Origin of the sequence: Burkholderia stagnalis (genome assembly GCF_902830275.1) — a bacterium.
Lineage (GTDB): Bacteria > Pseudomonadota > Gammaproteobacteria > Burkholderiales > Burkholderiaceae > Burkholderia > Burkholderia stagnalis.
Genome location: NZ_CADESW010000003.1, coordinates 75,232 through 92,183, shown reverse-complemented (window position 1 = coordinate 92,183; position 16,952 = coordinate 75,232). Strand labels below are relative to the sequence as shown.

Below are 16,952 nucleotides of genomic sequence, written 5' to 3'. Positions count from 1 at the left end.
CTGGATATTTAAAGAAATGTCTTAATGCGATGCAGGCAATCGACGGATGGTTTGCGTGTGGAGCATATTCAGTCATCGGAGCTGGCGTCGCGTTGACGTACGTGCATCGCGATGAACTATGCATTGATTTTTGCCGCTGCAGTGAATGTCGGCAGCAGAATCGTACTTGTCCTATATGGATATATAGTGATTTAGTACATGTCGTATTTGTCGTGTATCGATGGCGCCTTAGCATGTTCATGATCTTATGTGTGCGGTGGTGTGAGCGCGCACGCAGAAACATCTTTCGCCGGAGATCTACCTTGATCCGAATTAAAAATTACCTGTCCGCGAGATTGCCGGAAATGTCACCACCCGAGATGGCGACCACTTGGCGCACTCGATTGTCTGGAAACACCAATGCGAAATCCCGTCGCATCATGAATTTGTTGCGCGGGCCCGCACTTTTTCTGACGGTATGTGCATTTTGGCCATTGACTGCGCAATGCGCTCTTACGGCATTCGGTGAAGGCAGAATAGCGGCGCCATCGAATACGGCAACCGGAGCTATTCTTGCTCGGCAGTACTATACGCCACAGGAACTTTGCGCGAAAGACGTTTGTGAGATAACTAGCGCCACGCTTTTCAACAAGGGAAGCTCGTGGAGTACGAAACCTGGTCCCGATATCGAAACGACGGTCGATGGATTGTCGACGCGCGTGTTGTTGGATGGCGTGCCGATGACCGATAAAGTGCGACAGTCGGTACGAAGCAGAGTCGAAGTTCAATTATTCCGGGATAGCAGAACCCCGAAGAATGGCACGCTCAAGCCCGGGATATTAAGCAGTTATTTCACGATCAGGTACAAATCCGGCATCCTGGGAGATCTTAATATTATTTACCTTGCGGCCGATGTTAATTTCATCAATGGAACATGCTCCGTCCCGAATCAAACCGTCAATTTGCCCGATGCTTCCGTAACTAGCTTTCGGGGTGTGGGCTCGACGGCCGGAGGCCGATCTTTTTCGCTTCGATTAACCAACTGTCCGGCGGGTTATAACCGAGTCGGCTATCAGGTATCGCCGCTGAACGGCCCCGTGAGTGGCATCCCTGGCGCGCTGCAATTGCGGCCCGATTCGACCGCAAGCGGGGTGGGAATCAAGCTGAGCGACGCCAAGACCCAGCTGCCGCTGGCGTTCGATCGTTCGATCGCGACCCCTTACAACGGCAGCGCGGCGCCGCAGATCGACATCCCGCTGAATGCGGAGTATGTGCAGACCGCAGAAAAGATCACTGGCGGAACCGTGCAGGCGGGCGCACTCGTGCTGCTCGACTACCAGTAGCAGTAGCGGCCGTACGTGCGCGGCGACATGGCGATGTTCATCGGGCGGGCGTGTCGTTCCGACCCACCCGTCGCAGCATCGTTCGCCATTTCAATGGGTGTGCAGCTTCCCAGGGCGTCGCCATCCGGGCCGAACGAGCGCATCGCTCGGCCCGATCGACGAGGAGCGTGACAACTACCCCCATTCGTTGCCGCCTCGTCAATCGAATGGCTGGAAATTCAATTTAAGCACGTCGGTTATTTTGATGGTCGTGAGCGCGATAATTTTCGGGATGCGCGTCGGTGGAGGATGGGATTTTGTCCGATGCCGTTTGCGTTGATTCGAATTTGATTGTCGATGACATGTATCGCCAATCGTCGGGGGATTGCGATAAATTCAATTCGTGCGGGCCTCGCGCGCTGAACTCATCTCGGCTTCAACAGCGCAGACGTTGTGCGTTCCCGCATCACTCATGCTGCGCGCACGGCCGCGCCTGAAGCAGGCATAGCCGGGGGGCGCCTTGCGGTGTGACGTTACCGACCGAATTCGTACAAGTACGAGAATATGGTTAGGGAAATTCGTTCTTGTCAAATAGTCACGAGTTCGTCAGAACCGGATAATTGTACTTGAAATGTGATCCGTAATTTTCGGGTTATGGATTTAATTTCTTAAAATCATTTAACTTCGATTTTTTCATCATATTTGAGGTAATCACATGCAAAAGAAAATCAGCATCGCACGTATTATTCAGGGCGTGACGGCAGTGGGTATCCTCGCGTCGATGTCCCCGGCAATGGCGGCCGACGGCGAAATCGCCTTCACCGGCAAGGTGCTGGCGACCACCTGTTCGATCGGTGCGGGCGGCGGCGCAACGGGCAACAAGAACATGACCGTGAAACTGCCGAGCGTATCCGCGGGCGCACTCGCGAGCGCAGGCAACGTGGCCGGCCGCACGCCGTTCTCGATCGTGCTGAGCGGTTGCACGGGCGATTCGACGAAGGTTTCGACCGTGTTCGAGCCCGGTGACACGGTCGACGCCGGTAGCGGCCGTCTGAACCTCGTATCGGCCGGCGAGGCCGACACTGTGGCTAAAAATGTTCAGATCAACCTGCTGAACGACAAGCAGCAACCCATCGCTGCGGGTTACCCGGGGTCACAGCAGAACTCGCAGGTCGTGGCGCTGACCGACGGTGCGGCAACGCTGAATTACTTCGCGGAATACTACGCCACCGGCAAGTCGGTCGCGGGTTCGGCAAACACGCGCGTGCAGTACTCGCTCGATTACCAGTAATCCAGCGATCGGCCGCCTGGCGCAACGCCGGGCGGCATTCATCCAATCCTCATGTCGGCTGCCTCCACGCGGAGTGATTGTCGGCGCTCAATTCCAACGGGAGACCTATGAACTGGAAGCTACCGAAGGCGACGGCTGCGTTCGCGTTGTTGGCAACGTTATGGATGGGGAGTGCGCAAGCCAGCGTCGTGATTACGGGAACCCGCGTGATCTTTCCCGGCGACAGCCGTGAAGTGACGGTGCGCCTGATGAACGATGGCGATGCGCCTGCGTTGGTTCAGGCATGGATCGATACCGGCAACGAGAAGGAAGCGCCGGAGAAGATTTCGGTGCCGTTCGTGCTGACGCCTGCAATGTTTCGGCTCGAAGCGGGTAAAGGACAATCGCTGCGCCTGATTCAGACGCAGGAATCGCTGCCCGCTGGCCGCGAATCGCTGTTCTGGCTCAACGTGCTGGAGATTCCGCCGAAAGCGAGTGCGGAGGATTCCGCGAACAAGGTTCAGCTCGCGTTCCGTTCAAGAATCAAGGTGATGTATCGCCCGAGCGGTCTGGCCGGGCATCCCGAGGCGGCAGCGGATCAGTTGAAGTGGACGTTTGCACGCCAGGCCGACGGCAATGGATACGCGTTGAAGGCTTCCAATCCGTCGCCCTACGTCGTGAACCTCGGTGTGGTCGATATCAACGTAGGCGGCCAAAAGCATGAGCTGAAGCCGAATTTCGTGCGGCCGGGTGAAACGGCGGAGTTTCCGCTGCCGGCAGGTGTGGCTGCCCCGACAAGTGCCGTCGTCGATTACGGCTATATCGATGACTGGGGGACGATCAAGCCGACTAAACAGGTCACGGTTGGAGGCGCGGCGCACAACTGATTGACCGCGGTGTCTGGGATCGCAGCAGCTTGCGCGGCGAGTCGATGTCGAATTCCCGTGACTCGTTCAGAGACTGTTCGGCAACGTTGATCGATATTGGAGAATTTTTTCTGCGGAGAAATCCACTGATAAATTCGTAGAGCGAAATAAATAAAAAATCGACCATGAACCTACATTTCAAAACGAACGAAAGCGCATTCCGCATGCCACGTCAAAATGTACTCTATTCGATGGTGCTGTCCGCTCTTGCAGGCTGGACAGCCCATGCGGATAGTGCACCCGTACATTCGGACGTGCATGCCGAATCGCAAGCGGTGGCCACGCAGGTGGCCAGCGTGGAGTTCGACAGTGGGTTCTTGTCTCGCGATGCCCGCGGGAAGGTCGACGTATCACGGTTTGAAAGAGGGAATACGACGACGCCCGGCATGTACAGCGTCGACGTATATGTGAACGAAAACCTCGCCGCCACGATGCAAGTTGCATTCCGTGCATCGGCGCAATCGGCCGACGCACAGCCGTGCTTCGACGAAGCGCAATTGGAAGCGATCGGCGTCGATATGGAGCGGCTCGCGCCGGGCGTGCTGTCGCGGCTGCGCGACGATCGCGCGTGCGTCGAAGTGGATAGCGCGATTCCCGACGCGCGTGCGGCGTTCGAATTCGGCGAGCAGCGTCTGCGCCTCAGTATTCCGCAGACGGCGCTGCGTCGCGTCCCGCGCGGCTACGTCGGTCCCGAGCGATGGGACCACGGCGTGACCGTTGGCATGCTGAACTACAACGCGAACCTGTATAGCCGCCGCAGCAGCGGCGGCCCGACGCTCACGCAGGGCTACGTCGGGCTGACGAGCGGCGTCAACATCGGCGCGTGGCATTTTCGTCACGAGGGCTCGTATAGCTGGTCGACGGGCGGTAGCGCACGCTATCAGGACATCGCAACCTACGCGCGGCGCGACCTCACCGCGTTGAAGTCGCAGCTCACCGTCGGCGAATCGTATACGTCGGGCGAGCTGTTCGACTCGACGCAGTTTCGCGGCGTGCAGCTCGCATCGGACGACCGGATGCTGCCGGACTCGGTGCGCGGCTTTGCGCCTGTCGTGCGGGGCGTGGCGAACAGCAACGCGAAGGTGAAGATCAGTCAGAACGGGATGACGATCTACGAAACGACGGTTGCCCCGGGTGCGTTCGAAATCGACGACCTGTATCCGACCGGCTATGGCGGCGACCTGATCGTGCAAGTGACCGAAGCAGACGGCTCGGTCCATCAATTCAGCGTGCCGTATGCGGCCGTGCCGATGTCGTTGCGGCCGGGCATTCACCGCTACAGTTTCGTCGCGGGTACGGTGCGCGACACGCAGAGCGACCGCAACCCGCTGTTCATGCAGGCGACGTGGCAGCAGGGCCTGACGAACATGGTGACGGCGTACACCGGCGCGACCGTCGCGCAAGGCTACCTGTCGGGCATGATCGGCGCGGCGCTCAACACGCGATTTGGCGCGTTCGGTTTCGACGTCACGCAGGCGAGCACGTCGGTGCCGGGCATGAAGCGCTTCAGCGGCACCAGCGCGCGCGTCAGTTATGCGAAGTCGATCACGCAGACGCAGACCGACATCGCGCTTGCGGCGTACCGCTACTCGACGAGCGGCTTCTTCGGGCTGAACGACGCGATGCTCGCGCGCGAGCGCGTCGCGAACGGCGGGCCCGTCGATGCGGTCGCGCGGCAGCGCAGCCGGACGTCGCTGACGGTCAACCAGGTGCTCGGCGAACGCGGGGGGCGACTCGGGCTCAGCGCATCCGCGACGAATTACTGGAACCGCGGCGGCACCGACGTCACCTATTCCGCAACGTATTCGAACACGTTCAAGCGCATCACCTATGGCGTGTCGGTGCTGCGTCAGCAAAACAGCATGGGACGCAGCGACACGCAGTACTACGTGAGCGCGACGATCCCGCTGGGCCGCACGTCGCCCGTGACGGCTACGACCAGCTTCTCGCACAGCACGAGTGGCCAGAACCTTGCGCTCGCGACGATCTCGGGTTCCGCGGGCCGCGACGACAACGTGTCGTACAGCGTCACCGCGAACCGGGCGTCGGGCAACGGCAACACGAGCAACGACGGCAGCGGCAGCGTCGTCTATCGCGGCGCGTTCGGCGAGCTGTCGGCGACGGCCGGCGCGGGATCGGGCTATCAGCAGGGCTCGCTTGGTATCCGTGGCGGAATGGTCGCCCACCGCGGCGGGCTCACGCTGTCGCAGCCGCTGTCGGAAACTTTCGCGATCGTCAAGGCCGACGACGCGGCCGGCGCGCGTTTGATGAACTCGCCGGGCGCGCGTGTCGACGGGCGCGGCTACGCGATCGTGCCGTTCCTGTCGCCGTATTCGCTCAATTCGGTCGAGCTCGACCCGGAAGGACTGTCTACCGACGTCGAGTTGAAGGCGACCACGCAGCAGATCGCGCCCCGCGCGGGTGCCGTGCCGCTGATTGAATTTTCAACGGCGTCGGGCAAGTCAGCGGTGATCGACGCGCGGCTCGGCGATGGCAGCGCACTGCCGTTCGGCGCGGCTGTCGTCGATGCGCAGGGCAACGAAGTCGGCGTCGTCGGCCAAGGAAGCCGGATCTTCGCGCGCGGGCTCGATGACAAGGGCACGTTGACGGTGCGATGGAACGACGCGAGCGACCAGATCTGCTCGATTCAGTACACGCTGCCGAATGCAAAACACAGCTCGGCCAAGCGTGGCGTGCGCCAGCTCTATTCGACGTGCGTTGCAGGCCAGTAATGCTTGAGGCATGACGCAGTCAGCGAAATCGACTCTGCTTGACCCTGCAACCGACCGCATACCACCTGGCAGATCGAATATAGCTGTCCTTCAACATGATGGCACAAGCCCTATCGTGTGCTAAGCAGGCGAACGGCTTACGTGCCCGACATCATCAAGGAAACAGATTCATGAAGGAATTCTTTGTACGCGTGATGGTGGCGGACGATCATCCGGCCGTGGCACTCGGGATTGCACAAGCGTTCGAGGGGAACAGCACGATCAAGGTCGTGCAGACCGCTTCCAACTCGACAGAGCTGGTCGCGGCCCTCGATGGCCATCCAAGCGACGTGCTGGTGCTCGACTACGTGATGCCGGGCGGCAAGTACGGCGACGGTCTCGCGCTGCTGTCATTTCTGCAGCGCCGCTATCCGGCACTGCGCATCGTGACGATCACGATGCTCGACGAACCCACTATCCTGCGCGCGATTCGAAGCCAGGGGGTGAATGGTATCCTGAGCAAGTCGGATGCGATATCGCACATCGTCGGGGCCGTGCATGCCGCCTATGTGGGTGCGCATTACCTGTCTCCGTTCATCAAGAGCCTGCTTCAGGACGACGCAGACGCCAAACCTGTTGTCCGGCGACTGTCTCCGCGCGAGATCGAAGTCATTCGTCTCTTTTGTGCCGGGAATACGGTGAACGCAATTGCCGAACAGCTTCATCGTAGTAAGCAGACCATCAGTTCGCAAAAGGCAAGCGCAATGAAGAAGCTCGGCATCACTCGCGATATCGATCTGCTCCGCTATGCCGATGCAGTAATATTTACCAATTCGCCCGCGTCGAGCACGCCCCATACAGGGTAATAGCGCATGCGAATCCTGTGCGATTACCCGGCGATCACGCGGCGCTACTGACTTGCTCACCTGTCGCAGATTGAAGCATTGCGGATGAAATCAGATCGGCGCGAATGGCCCCTTTGCAATAGGTGATGAATACCCTCGGATGATACGCATGCAGGAAAAGCCGAAGCGGCATGGAGCCAGGATTGCAGCCGCAGGTCGCAAACCGTTCGAACCGGACCGGGTCCGGCGTCAGCAGCAATTCCTGCTGTACGGCAGCGGCGTGGCAATCACCGTGTTCATCCTGGCGTGTATGGTACTCATCGCGCGGCTCGAAGTACTCGGCCACTTCACGCAGGTGCGGGGGGAGTTTCTGAAGCGAGAGGCTCGGCTGCATGCCGAGTTGATGTCGACACGATCGTTGTTCGGTCAATTCGTCAACACGGCACAGGGGCGCTGGATAGCCGCAGAGCCGGTCCCGCACGAGGTATTGCAGAAGTTCGCCGACGACCACGGTCGCTTGATCGGATACCGGCTCGGCCATGCCTGGTTCGTCGGAATGGCCGATATCACGCCGGAGCATCCTGCGAGTCAGTATGGGCGTTATCTTTCGGTGGCTCTGCCGCATTTCAATGTCGCGGCGACGCAGACTCCGGTCGACCTGGGTCTATCCGGCTATATGGTCGCGACGAACGAAGAATTCCTCGGCATTTTCGATTCCGAACTCGTCGAGCGTGCGCTCGACCTGCCTGACGGGTTCTCGTTGACGTCGCTGATGCGACAAGTCGCGCCGTCGAACGTGGATTTCACTGCGGAACATCAGGATAGTGCGGACAAGAACGCGATCCTTATCGAAAGCCGCATTGATCCGCTGTTGGGGCGCCGTGTACTGCGCTTTGCCCAGCGCCTATACGATGGCAAGGGGCAGCAGTTCGCCTGGGCAATCATGAACTGTCGCGCGCGTATCGGCGAAATTCTCGCATCGCAGTCCGACGACGACAAATATGCGCTGATCGATGCGCGTGCCAATTTTCTGGCCGGTGCAGAGCCGAGCCGCGACATGATAGCCAGTGCGATCGACCATGCGCGCATTCCGTATGGAGATCACGTGGCCGTACGCCGCGTCGGCACCCGTTTCGTCATCGGGGACTACTTGCCAAGCTCCGATCTCATGTTGATGGCGACTTTCTCGTGGCGGAGCGTCGCGGCTGCAATCCTCGAGCCACTCGGCCTGACGGCTGGACTTGCGTTGATTGCCATTTCGATTCTCTGGATCGGAATCGTCGGCTTCGATCGGCGGGCACTGCGTCCCGCGAACCGCCGGGCGATTCGATTGATCGAAAGCGAGTCACTCAACCGCACGTTGATTCGTGCGGCTCCGGCAGGAATTATTTTGCTGTCGATGGCTGACGGCGAGACGATGGTGCGCAACGATGCCGTTCTCCAATACGAAGACAGCAATTCGGGTATGTCGCTCGGCAAGCGAATTTGGCGTGCGTATCAGGACGGAACGCGGGCGCCGGACGCGCCGCGCTTCATGATGCGAGAGTTGGCCATCGACGTGGTCGGCCAACGGGCGGTCTATTTTGCCGTGAATATCGTGCGAACGCGATACCGTGGCGTCGACGTACTGCTTTGCACGTTGGTCGATATCACTGTCCGAAAGCAGATGGAGGAGAAGCTGCGCGAGGCGCGTGAGGCGGCCGAGTATGCAAACAAGGCGAAATCGACGTTTCTTGCGACGATGAGCCACGAGATCCGCACGCCGCTCAACGCGATCGTCGGCAACCTTGAATTAATGGAGCGGGCGCAGATGTCCGCGCCAATGCGGCGCCGGCTCGGGACGATCATGTCGTCGTCGGACGCGTTGCTGCGCGTGATCAATGACGTGCTCGACCTGTCGAAGGCCGAATCCAACCAGATGGTCCTCGAGCACATTGCGTTCGATTTGCGCGTGTTATTGCGCGACGTCACCGCGATCTTCCAGCCGCTCGCCGATGCGAAACATCTGATGCTGATGTGTCGTCTGTCCCCCGAGTTGGCCGATGGCTATGTCGGCGATCCCGTGCGGCTACGGCAGATCGTCACGAACCTCGTCAGCAACGCGATCAAGTTTACGAAGCACGGCACGGTGACGGTGGATGCGCGGCTCTCGCCGATCGCGGCAGGGAACCCGCGTGTCGAGATCGTCGTCAGCGATACGGGGGTCGGCATTCCGAAGGAGAGCATGTCGACGCTGTTTGATGTCTATATTCAGGCCGATGCGACGACATATCGACGTTTCGGGGGCACTGGGCTCGGGCTGCCGCTATGTAGGCGTATCGTCGAGCTGATGGATGGAGAGCTGTCCGTCGACAGTCGTTTCGGCGAAGGCTCGAATTTCGTTGTCACACTGCCGCTGCCGGCTGCGCAGCACGGCTGGCGCAGTGAGTTGCTGGATCTCGACGCGTGCTCGGATCCGGCGTCCGTATTCGATATCGGCGCCGAACCGACGGCGGACGAAGCCGGCGAGGAGGGAGGCGACGGCGATGAGCCGTTACGTGTGCTGGTCGCCGAGGATCATCCGGCGAGCCGCGCGCTGCTGCGCGACCAGCTTGACACACTGGGTTACGATGCGACGATCGTCACCAACGGCATCGAGGCGATGCGAGCGTACTTTGAACGGCCGTACGATATCGTATTGACCGATCTCGGGATGCCGGAACTCGACGGCTTCGCACTCTCGAATTTTCTCCGCGAGCAGGGCGCAGGCGTCCCGGTGATCGCGATGACCGCCCATGCGACCGACGAAGACCGCCAGCGTTGCGAGAAGGTTGGCGCCGCGGAGGTTGTGCTGAAGCCGCTATCGATCGGCGTACTTGATGCGGCGTTGCGGCGACATGCGCGGCGTGACGTCGCTGCGCCGACGCTGCAGGAGAGCTCGGTACGCCGCCTGGAAGTTACCGACGAGATTCGCCAGACACTGCACACGTCGACACTGCACTCGCTCGTGGTAATCAACGCAGCGCTGACGAGCGGCGACATGGACGCGATCCAGATCGAGCTCCATTCGATGCGAGGTGGCTTCGCGCTGGTCCGCGACGTCATTGCACGGGATGCGTGCGCGCGTGCTGAATCGACCATGCGTGACAATGGACCAGATGCGCTCAAGCGAATCTGGCCTTCAATCGAAGAAGCGATTGCCCTGGGGCTAAGACGTCTTGCGCGTGGAGATGCGCAAGTCGATTCTCCGTAACGGAATGGCAGCGACACTCAGGCTCTTCTTCGTCATGAGCAATTTCGCGGACGTGTGATTGACGGCGCGATGGTGTGCGTATGGCCGTTCGTACCTCGACCGGGAACGTCGATGCGACGACACGTATGAAACTGAATTCGCGAGTGTACTCGTGCCTATAAGTTCCGAAATTTCGAATTCGTCCAATGGTACTGCTGCACTAACAATCCTAAGATGGGGACTCTGTTGAGAGTCAAGCCTGCATTAGGTCATCGTGCGCGCGTCGAGTGGTGCCCCCGGAAGCCGAGTGTGTAAGGGGCGACTCGAACAGTAGATCGAAAATGGATCTGTGAACGCACGTCGTACTTGGCTGCAATCGACCGGGTCAGGAATCCGGATCCGCAAGAAGTGGTGGTTCGGTAGCGCAGGTAATAGGACGGGGTTGACTCCCCTCATGGCGGATCAGCCCCGGTGGAGATATTTCCATGCGCAACAAAAAGAAGGTACTGAATTTACTGTTGGAATTTGCGTCACTTCCTGAGAAATCGAGAAAGAGTTTTCTTATGGGAGTGAACGAGTACCTGATGATGTCGCACGTACAAAGGCGACACGCAATCTACGAGTGGGAACAAGAGGCCAGAATTCGCGATGGGGCTGCGAATCAGCCATCACGTTGACCATCTGAGTTGAATCGCCGTGGCGCGATCAAGCACCCAAAACGTTTCCAGCGTCAGCAAGTGACGAAGATCAGGCGAGCACAGCCAAGGCGTGTGAGCTCGTCCCGGCTCGGCGCCGCCTCCGCCGCCGGCCCGCCGGCATGCCGTATCTCCTATTCTGCCGGCATCTACATGCTTCGTGAGATCAGTTAACAACGGAACACGAGCGTGCGTAACGACCGAAATATCGGTCAAGTTCGAAATCGCTGTGTCGGCGAATTTGACGTGTATGAAATGCTTTGTGGGACACGAACGATCGGCCGGATATTTGGCATATTGGCAATCACGTCTTTCAATAGGTCGACAACACGCCGGACGCCATATCAGCTCACCATTGTTTCACTGCGCTCGCGGCCTCCGTCATGACGCATCATGCCAAACAGTCCTCTCCAAACTTTACGCCGCTACCAGAGCATCTCCGTGTTCGGTGGTGGGATCATCGTCACATTGCTGATTCTGCTCGCCAGCGGGCTCGGCATGGCGTGGATCGTCTACACCTATGCCGAAGGGGAGCGACGCACCTATTTGAGCGGGCTGGAGCAGACACTAAACGCGATCCAGGTGAGCGAGACGTCGTTCCGTAACAGCGTCACGAACGTGCAGCTCATCTGGCGGGAGGTGGGCAATGCGCCGGAGTCCATGCTCAACGAATTCTTCAACAGCGGTCAACAACTTGCGACCAAGCCCTATTCGTCGCTCGTACTCGGCGTGCCGGAGCAAACCACCAATCGTAGCGAGGTCGCGCGATATCTCTCGATGTCGGTGCTGTTGGCTCGCATCTGCGCGGCCAGTTCGATCAATCGAGGATACACGCTGGAGGGCTATCACTACAGCACGCGCACGGGCGCATTCGCGCTGGTGCCGAACCTGAAGCACGATTACCCGGCCCTGAATTCACCGGAAGGTCGCGCTCGCGTGCTCGATGCGTTGCGCATCCATTTCGACGAGCCATCTCGGAGCGTCGATGGCGCCCGCCCGCAGGTGCACTGGCTGCCGCCCTTCATCAACCCCGTGTCGAGGCAGTCGAAGATCAGGATCGCGGCCGAGGCGCATGATCACGGCAAGCCATTTGCGGTACTGGTAACCGAATATTCCCCCGACTATCTGCTGTCGTGGCTCGACGATTACCGTCCCGCAGGCGCCTTCTTTATTACGACGTCCAACGGTGGGCTGGTCGCGATGGATCCGACGGTTATGGGCGACACCGAGCGGGTGCAGCGCCTGCTGCAGCTGAACCGGGTGCATAGTCGGGCATCGCCAGGCGCTCCCATGTTTCGTGACGGCTTTTTGCTGTTTCGCGATCAGCTCGGCTCGACAGGCTGGACGCTCACGTACGCGCTGTCATGGGTCGGCATCGTGCATGGCGTGGCATGGCCTGCCGGAACGGTCGCGGCGGCGACACTGGTGGCGCTGGCGGTGATGTGGACGCTGCTGCTGCGCTTTCACAGGCGCGAGTTCGTGCCGCTTTATTCCCGGTCGCAGCGCGTATTCGATAGCGAGGCGCTGTGCCGCAGCGTCATAGAGATGGCGCCGATCGGACTGGGTCTGATTGCGCGCGATGACGAGCACTTCATGCTCGTGAGCCCCGCCCTGACAGAAATGGTCGAACGGATCGGCGGTGAATATCACGTGCTGTCGAGCCAGGTGGTCGGTGCGTGGCGGGTCGGCGATGCGGATTCCAAAGCGCTTGCCGGCGACATCCTGCTGCCCGGTGCGGAAGCGACCAATCCTCACCTCGAGTTCATGGCGTGCGGTGGACGCTATCAGGGCAGGGAGGTGCTGATCGCCGCGTTCGTCGACGTGACTGCAAAGCGGCAGCTGTTGCAAAAACTTGAAGAGGCCGTTCGCGCGGCCGATTCGGCCAATGCCGCGAAATCGTCGTTCCTTGCCGCAATGAGCCATGAGATCCGCACGCCGCTGAACGTGGTCCTCGGGAACCTGGAGCTTCTCGAGCGCTCGGCGCTCGATGTGTCCCAGCAGGGCCGTCTGCGCGCGCTGCGTACGTCTGCAACGAACCTGCTCGCCGTCGTCAGCGACATATTGGATTTCTCGAAGATCGAAGCCGGCTCGATGTCGGTCGAATCGATCGAATTCGATGTGATCGCAATGATCGAGCGTGAGCTGGATGCGTTCTCGCTCGTCGCGAAGGAGAAGGGGCTGCAGTTGTTTTGCGAGATCAATGCATCCGTCGCACTGCGAATGCGCGGCGATCCGACACGTCTGGCGCAGGTATTCGGCAACTTGCTGAGCAACGCGATCAAGTTTACTCACGCGGGCAGTGTTACTGCGCGAGTCAGCGTGATCGCTGATGGCCGCGAGGCGTCGGAAATCGTGATCGAGATCGAGGATACGGGGATCGGCATCTCCGCCGAGCATATGCGCAAACTGTTCAAACCGTTCTCACAAGTTGACATGTCCATCACGCGGCGCTTCGGTGGAACAGGCCTTGGACTCGCGCTGTGCGGCCGGCTCGTCACGGCGATGGGCGGACGAATCTCGGTGACGAGCGAGCCGGGCGCCGGAAGCTGCTTCACGGTGCGGCTTCCACTCGGAATGGACGCTTTGGCGTTCGACGCGCGACGCGCGTCGAATGGTCGAATTCTGACACTCGTCCCCTCACATCCTGAGTGGCGCGATTTCGTATTGCCGCATCTGACGTCATGGGGCTTCGACGTCCGCATCCAGGACGTTCCGCTCGATGGTCAGGACCACGGCGTCGATCGGCTTGGCACGGTGATCCTGTTCGGCGATCCCGACATGTGGCCGCATGTCGACCTCGACGGTGTGTCCAGCGGCACGCGAACTATCCTGGCGACGCGCGATGGCCCGCTCGAGCCGTATTGCGTTGGCGACATGGTTCGCGTGTCATGCTATTCGCTTAGTGGTTTGTACTTGACGCTGATGCAAAGCGATGATGGGGGCCGTGAGTTGGGGAGAGACTTCCCAATGAAAAGTCCCTCCCGCAGGCCCGAAGCCTCGGCGCATTATGCGATCGGCGGTAAATTGCGGGTGCTCGTGGCGGACGATCAGATCGTCAACGGCGCCCTGCTGAGCGAGCAATTGCACGCGCTTGGTTGCATCGTTGCCGAAGTTGGCTCGGCGCAGGCTGCGCTCGACTCATTGGCCGCTGACAGTTGGGACGTGCTGCTGATCGGCGCCGACCTTCCCGACATGTCGGCGCTTGCGCTTGCCGAGGCCGTTCGAGATCGCGAGTTCGCCTGCGATGTGCTGGTTGTGACGTCGCATCTGATGCCGGAAGACAAGCGCCGCTGCGTGCAAGCCGGCGTGCGCCGCGTTTTGACGAAGCCGGTGACGCTCGCGCATCTGCACGGCGCGCTTGCGAAGCGGCGGCGGGGCACCGGGGACAATCGTTTGCACGGAGCCAACCAACCGGCAGAACGACTTGGCCCCGAAAAGGTGTTGCACGACGAATAAACGCAAACCGGTCATACCGGGCCGCAGGTTATTTCGCCGCCCGCTCGCCCGCTTGCGATGCAAAGGTCGCCCGGCCCGCGACGCGAATTTGATCCGCTATGCCGACGAAGATCGTGAGGCCTATCGGTTAGTGGGACGTGCCAATAAGTTGGTCGAGCGGGCCGTGTACTGCGGCCGGTTAAATTCGTGTGTTACCCGATCGCAGTACAGCGGTCGTCTACGTTCAGCGCTTGCCGACTAGACTCATCGTTTCCTTGAACAAGGTGCTGTTCGGGGCGGCGAGCATACTCACGAGAATAAATTGATTGTGCTCGGCGTCCTCGATGAGTTTTGCGTGCGCCAGATGCCGCGACCATGCGTCGAACATGTTGAATCGGGAAAACCTCTCAGCCAGGTTCGGGGATGTTTACGCTTTGCGACGGCGCGGCAATGACCGATGCAGCGCAGTGACGATCGGCCGCTCGATCCATGCGTGGCAAGCATATCCGCACGCGCAGACGGCTGTCATGATGGCGATCGTTGCCAGCACGCCGCGCGGCGTGTCGAGATCGGCATGCGCGCCCGCTACTTTGGTCGCGAGACCGATCACGTACGGATGGAGCAGGTAGATCGAATAGCTGGCGGCGCCGAGTGCCGCGGCTGACGGGCTCGTTACCGAGCGGCCGTTCAGATCGAGCGCGACGAGCGCGATGATCAGCACGCCGGCCGGTGCGCCCCATCCCGCTACGCGGGCAAAGCCGGCCGGTGTGCCGCAAAGGAGCTGAAACAGCGTGATCACCGTCACGCTCGCGGCAACGAGCCCGATCCAGACTCGCGGAGAGGCCCGACCCGCGATTCCGGTTTCCAGCGCGCGGTGGACGAGCGCGCCAAGACCAAACTCGAGCACGAGCGGCTGCCCGAAATGATCGACTACTGCGCTGCGTGTGCCGTGTACGGCGACGTAAGCGCAGAACATGGCGAGCAGGAGCGCCGCGAACGCCGTCGCATGGCGGCCGCGCACCAGCAAGAGCGCGAGCGCGACGACGACGTAGAACAGCATTTCGTATTCGAGCGTCCAACCGTTCAAGTTCAGCGGCCCCCAATGACCGCTTTCCTTCAGGTACGGAATGAACAGCAGCGACTTGACGAGATAGTCGGCGCGCGCGGTCGTCGAATTGAGCCACTGCGGCTGCCATGTCGCGATCGCATAGACGCCGAGCGTCGTCAGCCAGTACAGCGGAACGATCCGGATCAGCCGTTTGCGAAAGAACGCATGGCCTTCGCGTGGCGCGACCTGCGACATGATGAAACCGCTGATTACGAAGAAGACGTCGACGCCGGCCTGTCCGGCCGGCAGAACACCCATGTGATAGCCGACGACCGCGAGCGCTGCGCAGGCGCGCGCGCACTGGATGTTCGGAAAGTAGGCGCCGGGCCGGGTGAGCATGTTCATGTGCGGGGGCCGGGAAAGTGCGGCGGTTGGCGGAATGCGGTATGACCCGGGCCCGGCGTGCCATCCGCCCGCGAGTGACCGGGCGCGGATACATTGGGCGTCGCACGATGCATGCATGCACCGGTCGGCAAGCGAGCGGCGAATTGCATCGTGCAGAACAGCGCAACGCTCGAAAGATGGCGCATATAGCTGCCGAGATCGGGCTCGAACAGCATCGACACGGCGACGTGCCCGATGACGAGACATGCGAGCAGATCGACAGTGGAGCGTGCGCTGGCGCGCTCGCGCCGCCACACTGCGGCCAGCGCGATCCACACGAACGCTTGCATCGCGATTTCCTTCGGCCCAGGCATGAAGAGCGCCGGCAGGTTCAGGCGCAACGTGCCGTAGGCGTAGTTCGCACAGAACGCCATGAATGAATCCGGCGGCAACAGGTTGTGGAAGCTCGTGCGTGCACCGAACGGCGAGCCGTGGGCCAGGTAGTCGGCCGCCATGTCGCGCGGATGTTGCAGCAGGTAATACGCGTCGTCGGGCAACAGGAACAGCGCGACCGGCACGGCGATCGCCAGCCATGCCTTGCCGCGCCACGATGCGCGCCGGAACAGCAGCGCGCCGATCGCGAGCGCGAGGATCAGCGCGAAATAGCTGCGTACGAGCATCGCGTAACCGCCGTACAGCACAACGGCCGCGACGAGCGTGACCGCCGTCGAGCGGCGTTGCGCGACGCCGGCGAGCACGATCGCCATCAGCACGACGATCGTGTCCTTGCTCGCGACGAACAGGTTGAAGAACACGCAGGGCGCGAGCAGGACGATGCACGCCGCCAGTGAGCCGACGCGCCTGCCGTGGCCGATCACGCGCCAGATGCACAGTGCGCCGACGGCAGCCACGAACAGGTGCGTACCGGTTGCGCCGAGCGCAGCGTAGAACTTCGCGACGGCGTCGAACGACGTGCCCTCGTAGGTGCTTGCACCGCCGATCTGGCTCTGGATTTTCTCCGCGTCGCGGAAAACGAATTCAGGCAGGAACGCGCCGGCCTTCGCGTAGATGATCCAGTACGCGAGCACGGCCAGCGTTGCGATGGCGCGTGTCATGCCGCGGCTGA

Annotated in this window: 10 protein-coding genes; 7 read left to right on the top strand and 3 right to left on the bottom strand. The window is 60.7% G+C overall.

Annotated features, from left to right (window positions below):
• The first annotated feature begins 302 nt into the window (after positions 1 to 302).
• From HWY45_RS07465 to HWY45_RS07435, 7 genes are all read left to right on the top strand, one after another.
• Entirely contained in the window at positions 303 to 1,322 is a 1,020-nt protein-coding gene (locus tag HWY45_RS07465) for a fimbrial protein (protein ID WP_230946793.1), read from the top strand.
• Positions 1,323 to 2,082: 760 nt separating this feature from the next.
• Positions 2,083 to 2,592: a fimbrial protein gene (locus tag HWY45_RS07460; protein ID WP_425129105.1), complete on the top strand. Its 510-nt coding sequence runs from the start codon at positions 2,083 to 2,085 to the stop codon at positions 2,590 to 2,592.
• Positions 2,593 to 2,699: 107 nt separating this feature from the next.
• Positions 2,700 to 3,458, top strand: a complete 759-nt coding sequence (locus HWY45_RS07455; RefSeq protein WP_060080943.1) for a fimbrial biogenesis chaperone — start codon at positions 2,700 to 2,702, stop codon at positions 3,456 to 3,458.
• A gap of 164 nt (positions 3,459 to 3,622) precedes the next feature.
• On the top strand, positions 3,623 to 6,229 hold the full coding sequence (locus HWY45_RS07450; RefSeq protein WP_311767918.1) for a fimbria/pilus outer membrane usher protein: 2,607 nt from the start codon (positions 3,623 to 3,625) through the stop codon (positions 6,227 to 6,229).
• A 170-nt stretch (positions 6,230 to 6,399) separates the two neighbouring features.
• Entirely contained in the window at positions 6,400 to 7,074 is a 675-nt protein-coding gene (locus HWY45_RS07445; RefSeq protein WP_059879456.1) for a response regulator, read from the top strand.
• Between the two features lie 148 nt (positions 7,075 to 7,222).
• Positions 7,223 to 10,285 (top strand): hybrid sensor histidine kinase/response regulator, encoded by a 3,063-nt coding sequence (locus HWY45_RS07440; protein ID WP_059879612.1) that lies wholly within the window; start codon positions 7,223 to 7,225, stop codon positions 10,283 to 10,285.
• Positions 10,286 to 11,352: 1,067 nt separating this feature from the next.
• Positions 11,353 to 14,415, top strand: coding sequence for an ATP-binding protein (locus tag HWY45_RS07435; RefSeq protein ID WP_059879459.1), 3,063 nt, complete (start codon positions 11,353 to 11,355; stop codon positions 14,413 to 14,415).
• A 223-nt stretch (positions 14,416 to 14,638) separates the two neighbouring features.
• Here the strand turns inward: HWY45_RS07435 and HWY45_RS07430 are convergent, their stop codons facing one another.
• The 3 genes from HWY45_RS07430 to HWY45_RS07420 are packed head-to-tail and all read right to left on the bottom strand — an operon-like array spanning position 14,639 to position 16,941.
• Positions 14,639 to 14,782: a hypothetical protein gene (locus tag HWY45_RS07430; RefSeq protein ID WP_155631916.1), complete on the bottom strand. Its 144-nt coding sequence runs from the start codon at positions 14,780 to 14,782 to the stop codon at positions 14,639 to 14,641.
• A 39-nt stretch (positions 14,783 to 14,821) separates the two neighbouring features.
• Complete coding sequence (locus tag HWY45_RS07425) at positions 14,822 to 15,847, bottom strand: acyltransferase family protein (protein WP_059879462.1); 1,026 nt, start codon at positions 15,845 to 15,847, stop codon at positions 14,822 to 14,824.
• Entirely contained in the window at positions 15,844 to 16,941 is a 1,098-nt protein-coding gene (locus tag HWY45_RS07420) for a hypothetical protein (RefSeq protein WP_230946794.1), read from the bottom strand. The genes HWY45_RS07425 and HWY45_RS07420 overlap by 4 nt, the downstream gene beginning before the upstream one ends.
• Positions 16,942 to 16,952: the final 11 nt, after the last annotated feature.

Excerpts from the sequence above, each read along its gene's own strand:
- HWY45_RS07460 (WP_425129105.1), top strand. The coding sequence starts at position 2,083 with ATGTCCCCGGCAATGGCGGCCGACGGCGAAATCGCCTTCACCGGCAAG.
- HWY45_RS07455 (WP_060080943.1), top strand. The coding sequence starts at position 2,700 with ATGAACTGGAAGCTACCGAAGGCGACGGCTGCGTTCGCGTTGTTGGCA.
- HWY45_RS07450 (WP_311767918.1), top strand. The coding sequence starts at position 3,623 with ATGAACCTACATTTCAAAACGAACGAAAGCGCATTCCGCATGCCACGT.
- HWY45_RS07445 (WP_059879456.1), top strand. The coding sequence starts at position 6,400 with ATGAAGGAATTCTTTGTACGCGTGATGGTGGCGGACGATCATCCGGCC.
- HWY45_RS07440 (WP_059879612.1), top strand. The coding sequence starts at position 7,223 with ATGCAGGAAAAGCCGAAGCGGCATGGAGCCAGGATTGCAGCCGCAGGT.
- HWY45_RS07435 (WP_059879459.1), top strand. The coding sequence starts at position 11,353 with ATGCCAAACAGTCCTCTCCAAACTTTACGCCGCTACCAGAGCATCTCC.
- HWY45_RS07430 (WP_155631916.1), bottom strand. The coding sequence starts at position 14,782 with ATGTTCGACGCATGGTCGCGGCATCTGGCGCACGCAAAACTCATCGAG.
- HWY45_RS07425 (WP_059879462.1), bottom strand. The coding sequence starts at position 15,847 with ATGAACATGCTCACCCGGCCCGGCGCCTACTTTCCGAACATCCAGTGC.
- HWY45_RS07420 (WP_230946794.1), bottom strand. The coding sequence starts at position 16,941 with ATGACACGCGCCATCGCAACGCTGGCCGTGCTCGCGTACTGGATCATC.